At 27.4% G+C, this 16,913-nt stretch carries 18 protein-coding genes; 7 read left to right on the top strand and 11 right to left on the bottom strand.

Going from position 1 to position 16,913, the window contains the following annotated elements:
• Window positions 1-289: 289 nt before the first annotated feature.
• The 9 genes from BUA62_RS11860 to BUA62_RS09685 all read right to left on the bottom strand — a co-directional run bounded on the left by BUA62_RS11860 (window position 290) and on the right by BUA62_RS09685 (window position 5,504).
• The gene (locus tag BUA62_RS11860) at window positions 290-1,783 is read right to left on the bottom strand and encodes an FAD-dependent oxidoreductase (protein ID WP_268776022.1); all 1,494 of its coding nucleotides are present in this window, start codon (window positions 1,781-1,783) and stop codon (window positions 290-292) included.
• Window positions 1,753-2,151: an oxidoreductase gene (locus BUA62_RS11855; protein ID WP_200782416.1), complete on the bottom strand. Its 399-nt coding sequence runs from the start codon at window positions 2,149-2,151 to the stop codon at window positions 1,753-1,755. Before BUA62_RS11855 ends, BUA62_RS11860 begins: the two co-directional genes overlap by 31 nt.
• A 22-nt stretch (window positions 2,152-2,173) precedes the next feature.
• Entirely contained in the window at window positions 2,174-2,407 is a 234-nt protein-coding gene (locus BUA62_RS09715) for a 4Fe-4S binding protein (RefSeq protein ID WP_072865860.1), read from the bottom strand.
• A gap of 18 nt (window positions 2,408-2,425) precedes the next feature.
• Window positions 2,426-2,758 carry a NifB/NifX family molybdenum-iron cluster-binding protein gene (locus BUA62_RS09710; protein WP_072865859.1) on the bottom strand — a complete coding sequence of 111 codons (333 nt, stop codon included), beginning with the start codon at window positions 2,756-2,758 and terminating at the stop codon, window positions 2,426-2,428.
• A 12-nt stretch (window positions 2,759-2,770) separates the two neighbouring features.
• Window positions 2,771-3,115: a NifB/NifX family molybdenum-iron cluster-binding protein gene (locus tag BUA62_RS09705; RefSeq protein ID WP_047266740.1), complete on the bottom strand. Its 345-nt coding sequence runs from the start codon at window positions 3,113-3,115 to the stop codon at window positions 2,771-2,773.
• A gap of 17 nt (window positions 3,116-3,132) precedes the next feature.
• Window positions 3,133-4,005: an ATP-binding protein gene (locus BUA62_RS09700; RefSeq protein ID WP_072865858.1), complete on the bottom strand. Its 873-nt coding sequence runs from the start codon at window positions 4,003-4,005 to the stop codon at window positions 3,133-3,135.
• Window positions 4,002-4,850 carry an ATP-binding protein gene (locus tag BUA62_RS09695; RefSeq protein ID WP_072865857.1) on the bottom strand — a complete coding sequence of 283 codons (849 nt, stop codon included), beginning with the start codon at window positions 4,848-4,850 and terminating at the stop codon, window positions 4,002-4,004. The genes BUA62_RS09700 and BUA62_RS09695 overlap by 4 nt, the downstream gene beginning before the upstream one ends.
• A gap of 112 nt (window positions 4,851-4,962) precedes the next feature.
• Entirely contained in the window at window positions 4,963-5,217 is a 255-nt protein-coding gene (locus tag BUA62_RS11560) for a DUF5320 domain-containing protein (protein ID WP_200782414.1), read from the bottom strand.
• Window positions 5,214-5,504, bottom strand: coding sequence for a DUF5320 family protein (locus BUA62_RS09685; RefSeq protein WP_072865856.1), 291 nt, complete (start codon window positions 5,502-5,504; stop codon window positions 5,214-5,216). Before BUA62_RS09685 ends, BUA62_RS11560 begins: the two co-directional genes overlap by 4 nt.
• A 258-nt stretch (window positions 5,505-5,762) precedes the next feature.
• On the opposite strand from BUA62_RS09685, the gene BUA62_RS09680 reads away from it, so the two are divergent.
• The 3 genes from BUA62_RS09680 (at window position 5,763) to BUA62_RS09670 (ending at window position 8,365) form a co-directional block, all read left to right on the top strand.
• Window positions 5,763-6,413, top strand: a complete 651-nt coding sequence (locus BUA62_RS09680; protein WP_072865855.1) for a MarR family winged helix-turn-helix transcriptional regulator — start codon at window positions 5,763-5,765, stop codon at window positions 6,411-6,413.
• Between the two features lie 3 nt (window positions 6,414-6,416).
• Entirely contained in the window at window positions 6,417-7,553 is a 1,137-nt protein-coding gene (locus BUA62_RS09675) for a DegT/DnrJ/EryC1/StrS family aminotransferase (protein ID WP_072865854.1), read from the top strand.
• A gap of 155 nt (window positions 7,554-7,708) precedes the next feature.
• A complete protein-coding gene (locus tag BUA62_RS09670) occupies window positions 7,709-8,365 on the top strand; it encodes an HAD family hydrolase (protein WP_072865852.1) in 657 nt (218 codons plus the stop codon).
• 17 nt (window positions 8,366-8,382) lie between these two features.
• Here the strand turns inward: BUA62_RS09670 and pepT are convergent, their stop codons facing one another.
• Window positions 8,383-9,600 carry a peptidase T gene (pepT, locus tag BUA62_RS09665; protein WP_072865850.1) on the bottom strand — a complete coding sequence of 406 codons (1,218 nt, stop codon included), beginning with the start codon at window positions 9,598-9,600 and terminating at the stop codon, window positions 8,383-8,385.
• A gap of 62 nt (window positions 9,601-9,662) precedes the next feature.
• The gene (locus tag BUA62_RS09660) at window positions 9,663-10,661 is read right to left on the bottom strand and encodes a PIN domain-containing protein (RefSeq protein WP_072865848.1); all 999 of its coding nucleotides are present in this window, start codon (window positions 10,659-10,661) and stop codon (window positions 9,663-9,665) included.
• Window positions 10,662-10,751: 90 nt separating this feature from the next.
• On the opposite strand from BUA62_RS09660, the gene BUA62_RS09655 reads away from it, so the two are divergent.
• The 4 genes from BUA62_RS09655 to BUA62_RS09640 form a co-directional block, all read left to right on the top strand.
• Window positions 10,752-11,714 (top strand): alpha/beta hydrolase, encoded by a 963-nt coding sequence (locus BUA62_RS09655; protein WP_072865846.1) that lies wholly within the window; start codon window positions 10,752-10,754, stop codon window positions 11,712-11,714.
• Complete coding sequence (locus tag BUA62_RS09650; RefSeq protein ID WP_072865844.1) at window positions 11,704-12,726, top strand: dienelactone hydrolase family protein; 1,023 nt, start codon at window positions 11,704-11,706, stop codon at window positions 12,724-12,726. Before BUA62_RS09655 ends, BUA62_RS09650 begins: the two co-directional genes overlap by 11 nt.
• Window positions 12,727-12,749: 23 nt before the next feature.
• On the top strand, window positions 12,750-14,393 hold the full coding sequence (locus BUA62_RS09645) for a GGDEF domain-containing protein (protein ID WP_072865842.1): 1,644 nt from the start codon (window positions 12,750-12,752) through the stop codon (window positions 14,391-14,393).
• A gap of 91 nt (window positions 14,394-14,484) precedes the next feature.
• On the top strand, window positions 14,485-16,913 hold a 2,429-nt coding region (locus BUA62_RS09640), incomplete at its 3' end, for an HD domain-containing phosphohydrolase (RefSeq protein WP_072865840.1).

Below are 16,913 nucleotides of genomic sequence, written 5' to 3'. Positions count from 1 at the left end.
ACACTTTCCATTACTCTTAAATACTTTTTTCCTTTCACCTTTGATATTTTAACGAACATCATGCCATCTCCTTTTAGTGGTTTTCATATATATTATACCACTAAAAGTTAGTAAAATCAATAGTTATATGCAAAAATATCATAAAAAGTTAGCCACACACTTTTTCGACTGACCTAGATTTACACACCTCAAATACGCATTTTACCGTCCAATTTTTTCATTTTTCCTTAAATTGCTGTCAAACTCGGGAAAAAATCTCCTGCACGAAGCAGGAGATTAATGATTTTAGTTATATTTTCATTGCTAATTCAAAGCCTTCAGTTGTTGCGTCTATTATTTGTCCAACTTTTAATGCATCTCCTATTAAATATACATTATCTAATTCTTTTGATAATTCTTCATATAGTTTATTATCTGGTTTTGTGCCTGCTGTAATTACAATATCATCAAATTCACCTAAAGAAACTTCTTCTTCTTTGGTTTGAACGAATACTTCTTTCCCTTTAATTTCTTTTACCATGGTTTTTGTATAAATAGATATTTTTGGAGCATAATTTTTCTTAAATAATTTGCTTGCCACTATTTCCATTCCTCTTCCAACTTCATCTAACGCCTCAACAACAGTAACTTTCTTGTTTTCTTTAACCAATGCTTCAGCAACTTCTAATCCTATTAAGCCTCCGCCAATTATTAATACGCTCTCACCACTTATTTCTTTTCCTTCAAAGTAATCAAAGCCGGTAATATAATTTTCTAAACCTTTAATAGGAGGGACAAATGGATTTGCACCAGTTGCCACAATAATTGCATCAAATGAACTGTTTTTAAAAGTTTCTGCTGTAACTTTTGTATTTGTTTTTATGGTTAATTCTTTTTCTGCTTTTTTTATTAAATCATCTAATGTATCCTTCATGGACATTTTTCCAGGCGATTTATATGCTAATACCCATTGACCACCTAAATATGCATTTTTTTCAAAGACTGTAATATCGTAGCCTTTTTTCTTTAAGTATAAGCCAGCAAATAATCCTGCAGGACCTGCACCGACTATTGCTATTTTCTTCTTATTTTCAATGTTAACAATAAATTCTTTATGTAATTCTGGATTTGCTATACAACCTATTGGTTTTCCTGCTTTTACATTTCCAAGACATCCTTGTAAGCAACTACCACATCTTAAATAATCATCAGAATTTGATAAAATTTTATTTGGAAAGTCTGGATCAATAATTAATTGTCTTCCAAAAACTACACCATCTACTATTTTATCTTTTACTAATTTTTTGTATCTTTCATTTTTATGCATTCTACCTGCAGCTATTAATGGCAATGAAGTTAATTCTCTTATCTCTATTAACTTCTTATCCATTATATCTGTTGGCAATGACATATGATTATAATACCATGGAGCTGAATCACATGCATTTCCCCATCCAACATGAATTGCAGAAACATTAAATTCTTCTGCTAGAGCAAATATTGTTTTTAAATCCTCATTTGTTATTCCATTTTCCACAAACTCACTTCCGGAAATTCTGATAAACAAAGGGATTTTGAGTTCTGATGTTATAGAAGATAAGAGTTCTCTGGCAAATTTGAATCTATTTTTTCCATATTCATCATTCCTTTTATTCAGTCTTTCAGAATAAAATTGATGAACTATATACCCGTGTCCAAATTGAATCTCGATGCCATCAACACCTGCTTTTTGAGCTCTTAATGCATTTTCTTTAAATGCATCGATTATATTTTTTATTTCATATTCTGATAATTCTTTTGGAATTTGACCTGTAGAAGGGCATTTGATTGATGATGGTGATAAAACTTCACCTGATGCTTTTGGGTTTGCAGCTTTCCAGCGTGATTAAGATGTACAATTAATTTTGTTTCGTGTTTATGAAGTACGTTAGTTAATTTTTTCAACCCTGTTATGTGTTCGTCTGTATTTAACATAGTTTGTTTCGGGTGTTCTTTACCTGAAGGTAAAACCGCTATTGGTTCTAAGATAATTGTGCCAACTCCACCTTTTGCTTTTCTTTCGTAGTATGCTATTTGTTCGTCTGTAATAAATCCTGTTTTTGGTGTAGCTAGCGCTGTTTTTACTGGAGCCATAAATATATGATTTTTCGTTTCAAAATTTCCAAATTTCAAGAAAAATCACCCCTTTTCGTTTTTAAAATCCCCTATTTCTTCCTAATCCTCTACCCATACCACGCATTGCTGGGTTTTCAGAGTTTGGTCTTATAGCATTTTTAGGACATTTTTCCATACATAATCCGCATCTTGTACAAATATCATTATTTATATATGGATAACCATCATCTTTTAAAGTTATTGCTCCTTCAACAGGACATACATTTAAACATATTTTACATTTTATACATTCATTTTCTTTTATCCATGGCATGTTATCACCTCCAGGAGATTATTCTACTTCTCCAGCTAACATATATCTAACTTCTTCTAATGCGTCTTCAACTGTTTTTGATTCAACTATTAATGGTTTGTATCCCCATTTGTCGAGCTTTATCATGGAGCATTTTCCCATTGAATTACCTACCCAGACTTTGCAATGACCTAAAAATTCTTTTATTTCTTCTGCCTTTGCATGTAAATGAGTTTCTGCATAAGGGTTTTTAATTTCTTCTATTTTTTTAAATTCGTTTCCGTCATAATCATATACAACATATATTTCAGAATGTCCAAAGTGTTCATCATTTATATGTATTCCATCTTTTGTGCCAAATGCTATTTTCATTATCTCAACTCCTTAATGTGTTGCACTTTCCACTTTTTCTAATTTTCCATTCTTGTAATTTTCAATTATGTTAGCTAATGTATCTTTTTTTGTTAAATATACTTCTATTCCTGCAGCCTTTAAAACTTCGAAGGCATTTTTCCCCACACTTTCCAATATTAATATATTAACACCTTTTTCTGCTAACATTTGTGATACTTTTGGCCCCATGCCGTGTGCTTCATTTGCTGTGTTTTCTACTATTTCCACAATTTCGTTTTTTTCTAAATCATAAATTACAAAAAGTTCGGCTCTTGCAAACCTATCGTTGCTTAATGAATCTAATGTTTTTCCTTGTGATGGTATTGCCAATTTCATAATAACACCTCCATAATTTATTTTAATTTTTGCATTACTTTATTGAATATATCTTTAATTGCCTTTGCAGCTGGACTATTTTCATAATTAACAACAGGATTTATTTCTAAGTTTGATTTTTCAACTGTTTCGTCAAATGGGATTTCACCGAGTACTTCAATTCCATCGCTTATACAGTAATTTATTATTTCTTTACTTACAACAGAATTTAAATCATATTTATTAATTACAACACCAAAATCTCTTCTAAAATGTCTTACTGTTTCTATAATTCTTTTTAAATCATGTAATCCTGAGGTTGTTGGTTCGGTTACTATAACAACATAATCTGTTGCTGTTATAGATGAAGTTGCAGGACATCCAATACCAGGAGCGCCATCAATTAATACAATATCTTTATTTTTTTCCTGGGCTTTATTCATAGCTAATTTTCTAACTTCTGCTACTAATCCACCAGAGGTTTCCTCTCCGGGGTTTAAATTAGCATGAACAATATCTTTTTCATCATTAAGTGATGAATAATAATATTCTCCAGATAATGCAGTTTCTAATTTTATCGCATTTTGAGGACAAGCTATAACACATGCATTACAGCCTTCACATGCATATGGATCTACATCATATATACCATTCTCAAAGGTTATAGCTTCAAATCGGCAGATGTTTTTACAAATACCACATTTATCGCATTTATTTTGATCTATTATAGCTTTTTTTCCGCCATAATAATCATATTTTTCTTTTAATTCACCATTGAACATTAGATTCAAATTAGCAGCATCAACATCACAATCAGCAAGGACTGCATTATTTAATAGAGCTCCAAAGGAAGAACTTAAAGTTGTTTTACCTGTTCCACCTTTTCCGCTGACTATAGCTAATTGCTTCATATAATCATCCCCTTTATGGTTTCAAAAGCTTTTCTAAACTTTTCTTCCCATTCTGGTAAATACTGAGAGAATATTTTTCCTTCTGAATATAATTTTGCAATGTTTCTATCAAAAGGGATTTTTAATATTATAGGGATATTTTCTTTTTTAGAATATTCATCTATCATATTTGTTTTACCTGTATCTCTATTTACAACAATACCTGCAGGTATACCCATTTCTTTTACTAAATCTACAGCAAGAGCTAAATCATGTAGTCCAAATGTTGTTGGTTCCGTTACTAAAATAGCAAAATCCGTGTTTCTTAAGCTTTCCACCACAGGACAAGATGTTCCCGGTTGTGAATCGATTAATACAATATCTGCAGATCTATCTATATGTTTTTTTAATTGCCTTATATTCCTTACACCAGAAGGTTCCCCTATATTTAAAAGGCCCATTCCAAATTTTAAATTTTCATTTATTTTTCCTAATTTTATTTTTCCTATACTTTTTGGCTCTTCTTTAATAGCATTCACAGGACAAACCATTGCACATGCACCACAACCATGGCATAAGCTTTCAAATACCATTGTTCCAGTTGGAAACACAGAAATAGCACCAAACTGACATGCTTTAGCACATTCCCCGCATTTTATACATGCGTTATTATCTACTATAGGTAATAAAATATCTACACTTTCCTCTTTTTCAAAATTTATATCAAAAAACAAGTGATCATTTGGTTCTTCAACATCAACATCTAATAACTGAACATTGTATATTTTTGATAGCGTGTATGCTAAATTGGTAGAGATAGTTGTTTTGCCTGTTCCACCTTTTCCACTTAATATAGTAATTTTCACGTTTTTTTCCTCCTGTTCAATTATTCATATATATTATACCACTATATATACAAAAATAATATATGAATTTTTTTTAAAAAAGGGTTGGTTTTCCCAACCCTTAATTTTCTATTTACCACCAGCCTCTGCCGCGTCCCCTACCATAACCGTTACCAAATCCTCTTCCATATCCGGCGGCAAAGCCTCTGCCAAAACCGCGTCCCATGCCAAAACCTCTTCTGAATCCATAAAATGCATTATTAAAAGGTCTTATCCATCTATATACTGGTGAAACTGGAGCTACATATCCTGAATTTGCACATGGTCCCATCCTTCTTCCAACTGGCCCTGTTCCCATTGGACCTGTCCCATCAAATCCTGGCATCATCTTTCACCCCCTTGAGAATATCTATCAAGTTCTCTTAATCTTTCTTCGACAAAACGCATTTCTTCTTCGAGATATCTTTTATAATCCATCAACATAGCTTTTTCATCTTCTATGTTCTGTCTATAATAATCTTCATAATTATCATAACCAAATCCTCTTCCATAACCACGTCCAAATCCTCTTCCGTATCCACGACCCATTCCTCTTCCCATTCCGTATCCTCTACCCGGTCCAAATCCTCTTCCATAATTTCTTCCATATCCATAATCATCTTCATAATATGCCATGTCACTCACCTCCTATATGTTTTTTATATATATCATCTTTATTATATATCTTATGCATATATATGTCAAGTGTTTTTGTTGAAAATATTGTTAAAATAATGTTTAATATTATAAGTTCATAAAAAAGTTTTAAAATCCATCAAAGATAAAAAAATTATTCTAAAGTTTTTTCTTCTTCAGAATTACATTTATTAAAAATTATTGACTTTAAAATAATATTATGTTATAATTCACTCAGTGAATGAAAGAGGTGAAAAAATGTTTGACTTTGAGGATTACACATTTTTTAATCCTTCTCCAAACTTTAGAGAATTAATGATACTGCAAATAATTTCTCAAAATAAAAAAGTATCTCAAGAAACCATTGCAAAAAATGTTGGCATTGTACCTTCGATGGTGAATCGCTATTTAAAAGATTTTGAAGATAAAGATTATATTGTAAAAACTGGCGGAAACAGACGAAATATGAATTATGAAATAACACATAATGGAAAAAAAAGATTACAGTTTTTAACTGTATCTTTTATAAACGAAGTATCAAATATATATTCTGAAACAAAAAAGTCCTTTAGCCAGGTTTTAAATAAAATTGAAAATATTGGCTATAAAAATATTTTATTATATGGCGCAGGTGTTGTTGGAAGTATTGTTCTAAAAGTTTTAAATAGCGAAAATATAAATGTTATAGGATTTATCGATGATTCTATTGCGAAACAGGGAGATAAAATTCACGGAATAAATATTTATGCTCCAGAAGAAGTTAAAAACTTAAATTACGATATGATTATTATTGCTTCATTTAGGCACTCAGAAGATATATTAAAAAATGCTAATGATTATAAGCTTTCAAATATTTATATATTCAATATTGATGCAAACGGAAATGTATCTTTAGAGAAAGGAGAATAAAAAATGAAAATACCTTTATTTGATATGACAAGACAATACAACGCAATTCGAGAAGAAGTGATTAAAACGTTAGATGGAATTTTCAAAAGCGGAAAGGTTATACTTGGGCCAAATGTAAAATCTCTTGAAGAAGAACTTTCAGAATATACTGGAACAAAATATGCAATTGGAGTTGCAAACGGTTCTGATGCATTGTTTTTATCTGTAAAAGCATTGAATATAAAAAATGGGGATTATATTATCACAACGCCTTATACATTTTTCGCAACTGCCAGTTGCATTACAAGGAATGGCGCAAACCCTATTTTCGTTGATATAGAAGAAAAATACTATAATATGAATCTTGATGATGTCGAGAAAATACTTAAAACACATCCTGAAAAAGATAAAATAAAAGCTATAATTCCTGTACATTTATTTGGAAAAACTATAGATCTAGATAGATTACAATACTTTAAAGAAAAATACGGAGTTTATATTATTGAAGATGGAGCACAATCAATAGGATCAAAATGGAACGATAAAAAAGGATTTTCAGTTGGTGATTTAAGTATTACATCATTTTTTCCAACAAAAAATCTTGGTGGATATGGTGATGGAGGAATGGTATTTACTAATGATGAAGAACTTGCAAATAGAGTTAGAAAGTTGAGAATTCACGGGGCTTCAAAGAAATATTATCACGATGAAGTTGGTTTTAATTCAAGGTTAGATGAAGTTCAAGCTGCAATTTTAAAAATAAAATTAAAACATTTAGATGAGTTTATAGAAAAAAGAATAAATATAGCAAAAAATTATGATAATCTTTTCAAAAAATATAGCTTAATAGAATTTATAGATTATCCTGAAGTTTTTGAGGACAAATCTCACGTATATCATCAATACGTTATCACATTAAAAAAAGGAAATAGAGACGAATTAAGAAAATTTTTAACTGAAAAAGGTATAGGCACATCAATTTACTATCCTAAAGGATTACATCAACAGAAATGTTTTGAATATCTTGGATATAAGAAAGGAGATTTTCCAATTACAGAAAAAGCTACAAAAACAACTTTAGCTCTTCCTATTTTTCCCGAATTACATTTTGAAGAACAAGAATATATTGTAAAATCAATAGGAGAATATTATAAAAAATAGATAAAATATCACAAAAAAATCCCCTATATAAAAACCGAAGGGGGTTTTCTTATTTTTTACTATATTATAAACGAATATTAAATATAATAAGCCTAATTGTTATTGAATACAAAATATGATATAATAAAGCTATATATTTCGTATAGGAGGTAATTATGAAGGAATATGTAGCTTTTTTTGATTTAGATAAAACTTTACTTGATAAATACAGTCCACAACTTTATTATAAATATGAAATAAAACACGGAAAATTCACCTGGTGGAAATATTACCGAATGGGTTTGTTTACACTTTTTTATAAATTGGGAATTGAAATAAAGGATATGGAAAAAATGATGAGAGAAACTGCTGCACAATATTCTGGTCAAAGAGCTGAAGAAGCATTTGGATTTGCAAAACAATGGTTTGAAGAAGATGGTAAGTATCACATAAGAGAGAGTATGAAAAAAGAGATTGAATATCATAGAAATAATAATGCATATCTTGTTATTATTTCCGCTTCTCCTGATTCTATTGTGATGCCAGTAGCAGAATATTTAAAATTCGATGATGTTATTTGTACCAGAACTATTATAAAAAATGGGATTATTACTGGAGAAATGGGAACTTATATGTATGAAGAAAATAAAGTTACTGAAGCAAAAAAATTATGCGAAAAAAATAATTTTGATTTAAAAGATGCCTACTTTTATAGTGATTCTATATCTGATTTGCCACTATTGAAAATAGTAGGTAATCCAGTTTGTGTGTCTCCAGATTTCAGATTAAAAAGAATAGCAAAAAAAAGAAAATGGAGAATAATGGAAAAATAAGAATGGCTTAGCCATTCTTATTTTTCTGCTACAATTTTTATTATTTCTATAATTGTTTCTACGGCTTTTTTCATAGAAGGTATTGGTATGTATTCATATCTTCCATGAAAATTATGACCACCTGTAAATATATTTGGACATGGCAATCCCATATAAGATAACCTTGCACCGTCTGTTCCACCTCTAATTGGTTTGATTATAGGTTTGACCCCGACATTTTCCATTGCTTTTTTTGCAATTTTAACCATTTCAGAAGGTATTTTTTCTTTCATATTGTAATAACTATCTTTTAATTCCAATTCTACTGTTCCATCTCCATATTTTTTATTCAATAACTCTGCATTTTTTTCACATAACCATTTTTTATTTTCAAATATTTTCTTATCATGATCTCTAACAATCATTATTAATTTTGCATTATCACAATCTCCAGAAATATGAACAACATGAAAAAAACCTTCATACTTTTCTGTGTGTTGTGGCGTTTGAGCTTCAGGAAACATCATTGCTAATTCTGATGCGATTAATGCCGCATTAATCATCTTTCCTTTAGCTGTTCCAGGATGAATGCTTTTTCCATGAATTATATATGTTGCTGTTGCAGCATTAAAGTTCTCAGCCTCAAGTTCTCCAATTTCTCCACCATCTACTGTATATGCAAAATCTGCTCCAAAATTTTCTACATTAAAATTATCTGCTCCTCTTCCTATTTCTTCATCTGGTGTAAATCCTACTTTAATTGTTCCATGTTTTATTTCAGGATGCTCTATTAAATATTCCATTGCTGTAATTATTTCCGCTATTCCTGCTTTATCATCTGCACCTAACAATGTGTTACCATCTGTAACTATTAATTCTTGACCAATATATTTTTTTAGTTCTGGAAATTCTTCTGGACTTAATACTATATTTTTTTCTTTGTTTAAAACAATATCTCCATCTTCATATTTTACTATTTTAGCTTTAACTCCTTTGCCGGTTAAAGCCGGAGAAGTATCCATATGAGCTATAAATCCTATTGTTGGAATTTCTTCATTTATATTAGAAGGAAGTGTTGCATATACATAACCATTTTCATCTAATTCTACATCTTTTAACCCAATCTGTTCTAACTCTTCTTTTAAATATTTCGCAAAAACTAATTGTTCAGGAGTTGATGGACATGTTTTTGATTTTTCGTTTGAAGTTGTGTAAAATTTGGTGTATTCAATAAATCTTTCATGAACTTTTTTCATAATATTTCTCCTTTCATTTTTTAATTATCTTTGCACTCTATATTAATATATCACTCGATATATTAATTGTCAAATTTAAAATCTTTTATTTTCAATAATTTATTTTCGTTTACATCATATTCTTTAAAATTATCATTAGACAATATATAATAATCATATTTGTTTGAAATATATACTATCATTTCATCTGCAGGAGAATTAAAATATACTCTTTTCTTTTCTGCTAATAATTCTAATACTTTTCTATCTTCTGTGCTTAAAAAATGTTTTACATTGTTATCAAAAACTATATGAACGGGAAAAAATACAATTTTGCCAAAAAACATATTGTCCAACATATCTATTAAAAATTGTAAAGAATCTTTATCCTCATATCTAACAACATTACTTCCATCAATTACTATTCCTTTTATAGAATCTGTATTAAATAATTTATAATGATAATATGAGAAATTTTTTAATTGTATATTTAATATATGTTTTTCAAAATCATTTAAGCTTTTATATATATCGATAACCTTTTTAAAATACGATTTTTTATCTTGTAGAGGATCTATTTTTAATATTTCATCAAGAAGATTTTGTATAAAAGGATTTTTTTCATCAAGAGGTATATATGTCATCAAAGCATATAAATCTATATAATCTTTAAAAGGCAATTTTTTAAAGATTACACTTGGCGAATATAATTCTATACCATATTTTTTTAATTTTTCTTCATAACCTCCTGGTGGAAATTTTTTAGGATACATCAAAAATTTTATCATTGAAACATCTTCTTCTAACAAATTATAATATTTTTTCAAATCATTTATTCTGTTCTCTTTTGGTTTTTCTGCTATATGTATAAATAAAAACTGCAAATCATTTAAATGCTTATTCAAGATTTTTCTTTCTGCATTTTTACTTAGAAATCTAAAAACATAAAGCATTTTCCTCCTATTTAAACTTCTCGGATTCAATAACCATTTATTAACTTTCAAAACCTCTTTTCTAATTTTCTTATTATGCTCAACAAAATCCTTTTCTTCTATGATTTTTAAAATTTTTCCAAAACTCATATATATTCTCCTTTTGTTTGTTTTTGATTATTTTTTTATTAATGTATAATTAATATGATATAATAATATAAAAAAATCTAGGTGGTAAATATGAATAAAGAAACTTTAAAAAAATTATATACTATTTTTATTTTATTCCTTTCAGTTATCTGGGGTGGAATTATTTTAATATATGGCTTTGTTTTTTGGTTCATATTATATATAATAAACCTATTAACCAGAAAACTCCCTATTGACGCAAAAGATTTCAATGGCCCATATACTTATACATATAAGATTATTGAAAATCGTGAATTAAAATTAGATATTTATTATCCAAAAACAAAAAAGATTTATCCTGTGATTTTTTTTACACATGGTGGAGGTTGGGTATCTGGCTTTAGAAATCAAAAAAACAATGTATCATGGTGTGAATTTTTAGCTTCAAAAGGTTTTGCTGTTGTCTCTATTGATTATAGATTAGGGATTTCACATACAATGAACGAAATACTATCCGACTACACCGATGCATTGAATTATATTAAAAAAAATTCCAAAGAACTATTACTAGATAAAAATAATATTGTATTGATGGGATTGTCTGCTGGTGGCCATCTTACATTATTATACTATGCTTATTATACTTTTGTAAAGAATGAGAAAAATATAGAAGGTATAAAAGGAATTGTTGCTTATTATACACCTTCTAATTTAAGACATTTATTTGATAAAAATGTAAAATCAGTGTTTGCAAAAGTTGCTACTGCTGCTACATTAAAAGCTTTTCCAACACCAACAGAAGAAGGAAAATTTTTATACTATTCACCTATTTTCTGGATAAATGAAAATATGAAACCCGTTTTATTAGTTCATGGTAAAAAAGATAAAACTGTTCCATTTTCTTCATCTGTCGAATTACTTAAAAAACTAAAGGAAAAAGGTGTTCAAACTAAAATACTTGTTCATAAAAATGGAGACCACGCTTTTGAATTTGAAAATAGAGATATACAAACAATTAGAATATTACATGAAACTATTAAATTTATAAGGAGTTTGGTAGAAAATGAAAATTAATTTTTCCTATGAAAAACAAAAAATTAATTATATATCTGGCTTTATTTTCAAAGGAAAGCATTATAGATGTAATTATACTAGATTTAAAACACTTTATAAAAAACCTGCTGAAGGTACAGAAACTGTTGAAGTTTATAATTTTACACCAAAAGATGAAACATATGCTTCTGCTTTAATTTTACATGGACTAGGAAGTGCAAATATAAAATATATGATATGGCTTGCAAGAAGGCTTGCAAGCGTTGGAATTAATACTTCAATTCTTATATTACCGGGAAATTACACTCGTGTGGATAAAAATTCTGTTAGCGGAAGAAGTTATTTGTGGCCTGATTTAAAGCTAATGTATCATTTTTGGGAACATGGGGTTGTTGACACTTTATCAACTTTAGATCTCTTAAAACAAGAAAATTTATGGAAACCGGAGAACATTTTAATAGGATATTGTTTAGGAGGCATGGTTGGTACTATAGTTGAAGCTTTAAATCCACAATTAAAAAACTTTTTATTAATGACGACAGGAGGTCATTTGCCAGAAATATTATATAATTCTCCTGCAACAAAATTTGTAAAAAGACTAATTAAAAAAGGGTTTAAAGACGATTTTGATTTGCATAATCCAAAAAAAATTTTTAATATTTATAAAGAACAATTTGATATTGTTAAGAACATGTCTTTAAATGAATTAATACATTCTGAAAATATTCATCCATTATTTAAAATAGATCCCTTATCTTATGCGCATTTAATAAATCCTAAAAAGGTTACTTTTGTTGAAGCTTTATTTGATAAAACTTTATCGAGAAAAAGTAGAAAAATGTTAGCCAAAGAATTTAAAGGTGCCAAACATTATTTTATTCCAACAGGTCATGTAACTTGGTTACCTTTCGAGTTTTTATTGGCAAAAAATATAATAAATATGTTGCATATTGAGGATTTAAAGATTAAAGCCAGGTTGTTTGGATTCGATGAAATAGATGAAGCTCTTGATGATGATGTGCTGAAAAAATAAAGCATAGGGGGCTGCGGGAAGAAATGGTTGATCATAAATATATTAAAAGTTTACTTTTTAACGGCATAATTAGTATATTACTTATTATTCTATTTCCTATTCAACGGGAAATAGAACCAACAAAATTATTAATAGTATTAATAATAACGTTTATTGCTGATAACATTAACGTAAAATGGAAAAATAAAGATCGCCTTGTATCTAATGTTCCTGGATTTTTAATTGCTTATTTATACGGATCGCAATATATATTTTTTGCTTCTTTAATTACTGTTTTGAGAATTGACTATATAAAATTTTTGGCACGAATTAGAAAATTTTTTGTCTATTTTTCTATGTATTATTTGTCATACATAATTGTAAATTATTTATCCATTAATACATATTTTAAATTATTTTTATTTATATCTCTTTCAAAAATTTTCAATTCATTTCTTGCAGATATCGGCAAATTTGATTTAAAGATGTTTTTTGTAGAATATTTATTTTTTTTAGCTTCCTTGCCAAGTATATACTTATATTTAATTAGTCAAAATAACATAGTTAAATATTATTTTTTGTTTCAAAATTTATTGTTTTTAGGTATCTACTTTTTTATAACAAAATATTTACATGAAAAGGAAGAAGAAAAAATCAAAAATAAACGATTAAAAAAATTTAATGAAATTATGCTTGAATTTTCAAATTTATTATATTCATATTCTATAAAAGTCTCAAAATATGCAATCTTAAATGATGCTGCTCGATTTCTTAATGAAAAATTTGGTTACAACTATGTATTAATATCTGAAATTGATTATGAAAATGATGCTATTAATAGAATTGCTTATGCTGGTTTTTCTGAAAAAGAATTTGAAAAATTCAAAAAAAGAAAAATTAAAGCTTCTGAAATTATCAAAAAAGTTTTTAAAGAGCAAAACAAATATGGAGAAGTATATTTTATACCCAATATTGCAGAAAAACTAGATAAAAATGATTATTTTATTCTTGAACAAAATATAAATGCGCAAAATATATATAATAAAGATTATGAGTGGAATAAAAATGATTTATTAGCCTTAGTTTTAAAAAATAAAAATAATGATATAATTGGCTATATTTCATGTGATAGTCCAAGAGATGGATTACGGCCAACAGAAGAAGATATGTTAATATTATCAACTCTATCAAAAATACTTTCTATGATACTTGTTCACGGAGAACACTTTAATGAAATTAGAAAATTAAGTGAGGTTGATTATTTAACTGAACTATATAATTCTTCTAAACTAAAAAAAGATTTGAAGTTATATGAAAAGGAAAAAAAGCTAATATCTCTTGCCTTCATTGATCTTGATAACTTTAAACAGATCAATGATAAATATGGCCATTTGAAAGGTGATTCTCTTTTAAAAGAATTTTCAAATATTTTAAAGACCTCTATTAGAAATAATGACAAAGCTTATAGATATGGTGGAGATGAATTTGTTATTATTTTTGAAAATATAAATAAATTTGCCGCTCATAGAATTATAAAAAGAATTAAAAAAAATTTGCATAAAACTGGCATTAAGTTTAGTGTAGGGATTGAAGATAGCTCTAAAACTCCTATATCTTCACTTATAAAAAATGCTGATAAAAAAGCATATATTGCAAAAAACAAAGGCAAGAATAAAATAATACATTAAACGAATTCTCAAACTTAACATTTACATACATTCTTTTTTACTTAAAAATGATATATTTATCATCACAATACAATAGTAAGGTGATTTTAACATGAAAAAAATATTTTTTATTTTATTTATAATAATAAATTTAATTTCTTTTTCCATAACTATAGGATTATATAAAGCTGCCCCAATTGTTATAGATGAAAAAACCGGATTTCTAAATGAAATCTTAAATTATATTGCTGAATCAAACAATATTGAGTTAGATATTATTATTGATACTCAACAAAATTTAATTGAAAAATTGCGAAGAAATGAAATAGATGCCGTTGCACCATTAGCTTATACAGAAAAAAGAGCCGAAGATTTTTATTTTAATAATGAGCCGATATTTTTCGAATGGGCTGTTGTTTATACAAGAAAAGACTTAAATCTTAAATCTATATTAGACTTAAAAAATAAAAAAATTGGTGTGATGAAAACCGATATCTTTTATAACGGAAATGGGGGTATAAAAGATATTTTAAATGATTTTAAAACCAATGCTACCTATATAGAATTAAATACATATGAAGAAATCTTTGAGAAATTACATAAGAAAATAATTGATGTTGGTATTGTACCACGCTTTTTTGGTCTGGATATGGAAAAAAAATATAATGTTAATAAAACTTCTATTATATTCAAGCCTATTGGCGGACATATTATGTATAGAAAAGATGAGAATTTAAAAAATATATTCACTATATTCGACAAAAAAATTAAAGAATTAAAAAATGATAATAACTCATACTATTATAAAACCTTTGATAAATACTTTGAGCCCATTATAAGAGAAAAAATACCAAAATGGCTTATATACATTATTATTTTCGGAAGTATATTTATCTTAATAATTTTTGCCTTATTTTATTTATATTCTAATTTACTAAAAAAAGAAGTTGATAACAGAACTAAATTATTAAAAAAAGCTTTTAACAACTTAGAATATAAAATTAGCGAATTAAACGCATCAAAAAAATTAATAGAAGAAATAGTAAACCTTTCTCCTAACCCTATATATATTAAAAATATTGAACAAAATATTATTTTTGCTAATAATGCTTTCGCCAATTTAATAGGTATGAAAAAAGAAGATATTATAGGTAAATCTTTATTTGATTTATTTCATGAAAAAAATAAAAAATTAGTAGAAGATTCTATTATAGAAGATGTGGAAATTTTATCTTCTAAGAAAAAAGGATTTATAGATACATTTGAATTAAATTTAAATAATAAAATTATGTATTTCAAAGACTATAAATCTTCTATTTCCATTTCTGATAAAGAAAAAGGTCTTCTGGTTTTGTGGGTTGATGTAACTGAAATTATAAAACATCAAAAAATATTAGAAAATAAAAATTCGGAGTTAAAAATATTGAATGAAAAACTATTTAAGATAATTGATTTAATCTATTATCTTGGAAATAAAGATATTGATTTAGAAAAATATTTTGATTATTTACTAAAATTTGCCATAGAATTATCTGAAAATGCTGATCATGGAAGCATATCCATTTCAGATGGTGAAAATTGGAGATTCATTTCCGCTGTGGGACATGATATTAAAATATTAAAAAATCTTCCACTTAAAAGTAAATATATGATCCAAACAGGAGAAAAAATAAAATTTTTTAAATATGATGAATTGACTAGATTTAATAACGAACTTTTCGATAATGATATAATTAAACAAAAATTCTTCAATGCAATCAAACCTATAAATGAAATTATGATTGCTACAACAAAAATCCGTAAAGATAAGTTATTAAGTTTTGCTTTAGAAACCGCAGCTAATACTAATAAAACATTCAATGATTCTGATAAATTAATTTTTCAGGCATTTATAAATATAGCAAAAACTACTTTATCCTCAAAATTAGATATAGACCAGGTAAAAAATGCCTATTTAAATTTTGCAAATAAATTGGCGTTAATTGCAGAAGCACATGATGATATAACTGGGCAGCATATATATCGAGTAGGTGAATTGGCTTCTTTTATTGCAAAAAAACTAGGATTACCCAATGAAAAGATTTTAGAAATTCACGAATTTGCACCATTACATGATATTGGAAAAATTTTTATTCCTTTAGAAATTCTAAATAAAAAATCAAGACTAACCGATGAAGAATATGAAGTTATAAAAAAGCATACAATTTATGCAAAAAAATTATTAGGTGAAGACCGTTATTTTAATACTGCTTTAAAAATAGCACTATATCATCATGAAAAGTATAACGGTGGCGGATATCCATTTAATTTATCAGGTGATGAAATTCCTATTGAAGCACAAATTGTTTCTATTGTCGATATATATGATGCTCTTAGATCAAAAAGACCCTATAAAAACGCATTAACCCATGAAGTTACAATGAAAATAATTTTAGAAGGTGATGATAGAACTTCACCAAAAGATTTTAATCCAAAAATTTTGGAAATTTTAAATACCTATTCAACAAAAATAAAAGATATATATAATTCTTTTTGTGATTA

It is taken from the genome of Marinitoga hydrogenitolerans DSM 16785, assembly GCF_900129175.1.
In the GTDB taxonomy this organism is placed as follows: Bacteria; Thermotogota; Thermotogae; order Petrotogales; family Petrotogaceae; genus Marinitoga; species Marinitoga hydrogenitolerans.
This window is presented reverse-complemented; position numbering and strand designations above follow the sequence as displayed.

Coding starts and splice junctions, on each gene's coding strand:
- BUA62_RS09715 (WP_072865860.1), bottom strand. CDS start 2,407: ATGCCATGGATAAAAGAAAATGAATGTATAAAATGTAAAATATGTTTA.
- BUA62_RS11560 (WP_200782414.1), bottom strand. CDS start 5,217: ATGATGCCAGGATTTGATGGGACAGGTCCAATGGGAACAGGGCCAGTT.
- BUA62_RS09675 (WP_072865854.1), top strand. CDS start 6,417: ATGAAAATACCTTTATTTGATATGACAAGACAATACAACGCAATTCGA.
- pepT (WP_072865850.1), bottom strand. CDS start 9,600: ATGAAAAAAGTTCATGAAAGATTTATTGAATACACCAAATTTTACACA.
- BUA62_RS09645 (WP_072865842.1), top strand. CDS start 12,750: ATGGTTGATCATAAATATATTAAAAGTTTACTTTTTAACGGCATAATT.
- BUA62_RS09650 (WP_072865844.1), top strand. CDS start 11,704: ATGAAAATTAATTTTTCCTATGAAAAACAAAAAATTAATTATATATCT.
- BUA62_RS09685 (WP_072865856.1), bottom strand. CDS start 5,504: ATGGCATATTATGAAGATGATTATGGATATGGAAGAAATTATGGAAGA.
- BUA62_RS09655 (WP_072865846.1), top strand. CDS start 10,752: ATGAATAAAGAAACTTTAAAAAAATTATATACTATTTTTATTTTATTC.
- BUA62_RS09670 (WP_072865852.1), top strand. CDS start 7,709: ATGAAGGAATATGTAGCTTTTTTTGATTTAGATAAAACTTTACTTGAT.
- BUA62_RS09710 (WP_072865859.1), bottom strand. CDS start 2,758: ATGAAAATAGCATTTGGCACAAAAGATGGAATACATATAAATGATGAA.
- BUA62_RS09660 (WP_072865848.1), bottom strand. CDS start 10,661: ATGAGTTTTGGAAAAATTTTAAAAATCATAGAAGAAAAGGATTTTGTT.
- BUA62_RS09680 (WP_072865855.1), top strand. CDS start 5,763: ATGTTTGACTTTGAGGATTACACATTTTTTAATCCTTCTCCAAACTTT.
- BUA62_RS09705 (WP_047266740.1), bottom strand. CDS start 3,115: ATGAAATTGGCAATACCATCACAAGGAAAAACATTAGATTCATTAAGC.
- BUA62_RS09700 (WP_072865858.1), bottom strand. CDS start 4,005: ATGAAGCAATTAGCTATAGTCAGCGGAAAAGGTGGAACAGGTAAAACA.